Consider the following 4,767-nt stretch of genomic DNA (forward strand, 5'->3'; position numbering starts at 1 on the left):
GGATGATAATTGGTCCTTGTTGTCTTCGAGGCGGTCGTAATGCCGGCCGTAGCCATCTGGTGGACCACACCTCACCGAACTGTGGTCCACCGACGGATATAGGACGCGTACCGACCTTGATGGGGGGCTGAGCCCTCCGCGTGAGCCCAGGGGCCTCCGGCGCCAAGCGCCGGCGCCGCCGTGGCCGGGCTGGGGGCGAGGTGGTCATCGATATGGGCTGAATACCTCCTGGAATGACTCCAGAATGATTCGGCGGGGCGGGACGTGCGGGGCGATCGTATGCGTCCGGTAGACCGCCTCTTCGATCTCGGTTGATGTCGCCCGATGCTTGGGCCATCGCCACCAGTCTCCGCCGGGAGTCCATCGCGGATTTCCACGGCCGGGAACTCCCTCACGATCGTACGACTGTCAGACCTTGATCGTCAGGTGTAGGTGAAGGTGACCGGGAGGTTGTTCAACCACGGGACCGGGGGACACCGATGGTCCAACGCCGCCTCCCGTAGGATCGGGTCGTGGCTCCGGCGGTCGAGCCGGACCACGATCCAGCCCTCGTGGATCTCCACCTCCCCGGCGGTCTCGACGAACTTGCGGTACACCTGCTTCGGAGCACAGCGGTCGAAGCCTTTCAGGCCCCGCGCCAGCCAGCGGTAGCAGCCATGCGCCAGCACCGTCAACGCCACATCCAGGTCCACGTTCAACCGCACCTCGCTGGCCAGGCAGTCCAGGTGGAAGAAGTTGACGCTGCTGCCCAAGCCGTCTTCCACGCCGTTACGCCCGGCATAGCGAATGATCAGCGCTCGCGCCGTCTCCGCCAGGTTGTTGGACAGGAACAAGGTGGGCTGCTCCCGTCCCAGTCCATCGACGGCCAGCTGGCGGATCACCCCCTCGTAGCCCGGCAATCGGACTTGCTCATCCACAAATCGAATGCGTCGATGACAACGGTTGGGAGTATCGATGACGGCGTGCTGCCAGGCTCGGAGCGGCAGGGCACGCAGGCGACGGATGACCGCAGCACCCCGTCGGCGGATGGTGACGAAGTGGATCCCCCGCTGGTTGATCCGGGACAATTCCGGGTAGGGGACGACCTTGCTGTCGAAGTACAGCCACTGGGGATCGAGTCCCGTCACCTCGTGCCAGAACGCGACGAACCGCATCAGTTCCCCGGGCTGATCGGCCCGAGTCAAGTTGGCATTGCCATAGCAGACGACGCGGCTCCCCTGCTCCTGGGCGAAGAAGCAGAGGACACTGGGACCGGCTTTGCCACGTCGGGGCAGGTAGTGGTTGTCCAGGACGGAAGGATCTCCCCGGAAGGGGATGGCGTGGAAGTCCAGGGCGAAGGCCCGCCCGTCCGGGAACAAACGTGGGGCCAGAGCGGCGATCCAACCCATGAGGAGGCGCTGTTGGTGAGCTTGCGGGGTGCGATAGGAATACTCGGTGGCAAAGGCGGTCTTGGGCAGGACGTTCAGACCGGCAAAGAGGCCCAAGCCCTCATCACAATTGAAGTCGCTGATATGGCTTCGTCGCTCCTTGTCCAGGAGCTTCAAGGCCAGCAGGCTCAGCATCGCGCCGTGAGGCGGGATCATGGCCGTGCCGGGATAGCCTGCTTGGGCGACGAGGTGATCGAACCGGAGGTGGGCCAGCAGCGGCAGGAACAGGAAGATGCCCGCGACGCGACTGCCCAGTCGTCGTCCTGGGTCGAGGCGCAGACATCGCTGGTCGGCGACTTCGGGGGTCTCGGGGCGAGGCCCTGGAGTGTGGGCCGGACGCCCGTACTGCGGGGTCGCGAACAAAGGGGGGGCGAGCCCGAACGACACTGGCATCGGAACTGGTGAATCACCTGACGCAAGGTGTCGTAGGTGTATCCGCATTGGGTGGCGATCTCCCGGAGGGGCCGCCGCTGGACGAAGTACGCCCGCAACGCCTCATAGCGTCGGTGGAGGGTGTCGTTGGGTTCCAGGAAGTAGCGTTGGCAAAGCGAGTCGTCCACGACCCAGACTCCGAGATGTGAGGGAGTTTCGTGTGGGATGCCTGCCACTGATCGTATTGATCGCGACTCATGGAACCAAGGCAGGACCCTTGAGAACGGTCGGCGGGATCGAGAAAATGGCTGTGGAGCTGAATCAGCTCCGCAGCATGCCGAATTATGTTCAACCGAACTGATGAACGGTGGGATGTGCTTCCACCCGGGAACTCCCTCACACGGGCCGGACGGGAATCCTCCGGATCTCCGAGAAAACGGGGACCTTCGCTGAGGAATTGTGAGGGAGTTCCCGGCCGTGGAAATCCGCGTTGGTAGCCTGCAGATGGAGGGCTGCCATGATCGATGTTCGGCTCACGTCGTCGCAACGGCACCAAATTTCCGCCCGGCTACGGGCAACTGAAGATGCCAGCTACGGCCGGCGCCTGCTGGCCATCCTGGCGTTAGACGAAGGCGAATCCGTCTCCGAGGTCGCCGAGAAGCTCGGGGTGACGCGGCAGACGGTCTATAACTGGGCGCGTGCCTTCGAGACCGGCGGTAAGGCAACGGCCCTCGAAGACCGCTACAGCGGTGGCCGGCCCAGTGTCTGGACGGAGGAACTGGAGGCACTACTGCTGGCCGCCCTGCAGCAACGCCCTGACCAGTTGGGCTATCCCGGACCGAACTGGACCATTCCTCTTCTCCAAGCGGATCTGGAGCGGTGCAGCGGCCAGCGGTTGTCCGACGACACCATCCGCCGTCAGATGCGGCGCCTGGACTACGTGTGGAAACGATCCCGCTACGTCTTGCCGCCCGACCCCGAGCGCGAGAAAAAAACGCGCCATCCGGCGGCGGCTGAGAAACCTGCCCCCGCGAAGCGTGCTCTTGGCTGAGGACGAGACCGACCTGCGGTTGTTTCCGCCTCTGCACGCCGGTTGGGCCGTGCGCGGCCAACCCGCACCGGTGGCGATCAGCGGTGGCAATGCGAAACGCGCCCTCTTCGGGTCGATCAACATCCTGACCGGCCACCGGCTGTTCCTGGCCCGTCGCCAGCAGCGTGGCCCCGATTGTGAGGCGTTCCTGGACGAGATCCATGAGCACTACCGCGGGTGGCATGTCGCCTTGCTGCTTGACGAGGACTCCAGCCACACGGCCGAGGACTCGCGGTCCCTGGCCGACGACTACGAGATCGAATTGCTGTGGCTGCCCAAGCGCTCCCCGCACCTGAATCCAATGGATCATCTGTGGCGTCATGGTAAACGAGTCATGTTGGCCAACCATCGGTACGACTCCATCGATACGCAGGTCGACCGCTTCATCGGCTACCTCAGCGAACTACCTGCCCGGGAAGCGCTCCGGAAAGCCGGGGTGCTCTCCGAGCACTTCTGGCTGAGGATGTAATGTCAAAAACGTTTTGCGGACCTACTTAGACAATGGGGTCCACCTCAACCAATGGTGAACGGCAACCTCTCCGAAGATGCGATCGACCACTACATCCGACGTTACCAGGTCATGCTCGCAGCGCGTCAGCAAGACGCCGAGTCACTCCGCCGACAATACGAATCCGTGGCGGAGATCATTCTCTGCATCGACGGCCTCCAGCCCGAGAAGGGACACGAGGCCCTCTACGTCGTGCGCGAGTTGACCCAGAAGCGGGTGTGGTTCGCTGAGCCGTTGATCTCTGCGACCGAGGACGAGGTCCGACGCCTGATCAAGACGGCCAAAGAGTGGGCCCGATCCTTGGGCACGCCCCTGGGGCTTTGGATGTCGGATAAGCAGGATGCGTTCGTCAAGGGGATCGCGGCGGAATTCCCCGACGTGCCACACCGCTACTGTGACAACCACTTCCTCCGCGATGTGGCCAAGCCCGTCTTGGAAGCCGACAGCCATGCCAAGGTCCAGATGCGGAAGAAGGTGCGCGGCCTGCGGACGATCGAACACGCCGTGCTCCAGCGGCAGAAGGCCGAGACAAAGGATGACCTCACGCCCCCGACTCCGGAAGCCACCGGCACGGCGACCACGGCGGCGGCGAACCTGTCTCCTGCCGTGGTCGATCCCGCGGGCTCTGGGGTGCTCGACTATTGCGCGGCGGTGCGTGGGATCCTCGATGACGATCGAGGGGGGCCGCTGCACCCTCCCGGCTTGCGGATGGCCGAGGCGTTGGGCGAGGTCCAGGAGTCGATCCGACGGAACTTGGACGCGAGGAAAGGGGGTTCGCGGAGGAGCAACTCGGCCGGTTATCGGGATGCATCAAGGCGGGGCTGGACGAAGTCGAAGAGCAGCAAGAGGTGATCCGAGAATACGGGGACGTGATCGCGGAGGTGGCCGCGACGCTGGAGCGCGGGACCGAGGACATCACGGAGCGGGAGGAGAAGTTCGAGGCGCTGATCGATCGATTCGAGGCGACCGAGGATCCGATCCGCCACGGCATGGCCACGGTGATGCTCAGCTTCCTGGCCGGCCTCTGCGTCGGCGAGCAGGAGGATGAAACGATCGAGGATAATCTCGATCGGGAGCGCTGGTTTCGCTTGGCCAAGAGTCACGAGCGGCGGATTCACGGTCATCGCCACGCGGGGATTCGGCTGGTCCTGGAGGGACCGACGTTGGTGCATGCCTTGGACGCTCACGCCGCGCATCCCGGGCCGTTCACCGTGGACGACCTACTGCCCTCTCGGACCGCCCGAGAGCCGCCGTGCCAAACAGAGGCGCGGAACCGCCGCACGATCATGAGGGAGGCACGCTCCAAGAAGAAACGACCATTACTCCTGGCCGAGGTGGAGCGGCGTTATCGGGAAACGCCGGAGTTTTAG

General features: G+C 64.1%; 5 protein-coding genes. 4 read left to right on the top strand and 1 reads right to left on the bottom strand.

The genetic code is table 11. The features are described 5' to 3' along the window. Positions 1-422: 422 nt before the first annotated feature. Positions 423-1,583, bottom strand: a complete 1,161-nt coding sequence (locus AC11W3_RS04100; RefSeq protein WP_484092544.1) for a hypothetical protein — start codon at positions 1,581-1,583, stop codon at positions 423-425. Positions 1,584-2,316: 733 nt separating this feature from the next. On the opposite strand from AC11W3_RS04100, the gene AC11W3_RS04105 reads away from it, so the two are divergent. The 4 genes from AC11W3_RS04105 (at position 2,317) to AC11W3_RS04120 (ending at position 4,767) form a co-directional block, all read left to right on the top strand. After that, the gene (locus AC11W3_RS04105; RefSeq protein WP_484092545.1) at positions 2,317-2,850 is read left to right on the top strand and encodes a helix-turn-helix domain-containing protein; all 534 of its coding nucleotides are present in this window, start codon (positions 2,317-2,319) and stop codon (positions 2,848-2,850) included. Next, complete coding sequence (locus AC11W3_RS04110; protein ID WP_484092546.1) at positions 2,843-3,358, top strand: transposase; 516 nt, start codon at positions 2,843-2,845, stop codon at positions 3,356-3,358. The genes AC11W3_RS04105 and AC11W3_RS04110 overlap by 8 nt, the downstream gene beginning before the upstream one ends. 165 nt (positions 3,359-3,523) lie before the next feature. Beyond that, entirely contained in the window at positions 3,524-4,249 is a 726-nt protein-coding gene (locus tag AC11W3_RS04115) for a hypothetical protein (RefSeq protein WP_484092547.1), read from the top strand. Next, on the top strand, positions 4,246-4,767 hold the full coding sequence (locus AC11W3_RS04120; protein ID WP_484092548.1) for a hypothetical protein: 522 nt from the start codon (positions 4,246-4,248) through the stop codon (positions 4,765-4,767). Before AC11W3_RS04115 ends, AC11W3_RS04120 begins: the two co-directional genes overlap by 4 nt.

Source organism: Geomonas sp., from assembly GCF_056994735.1.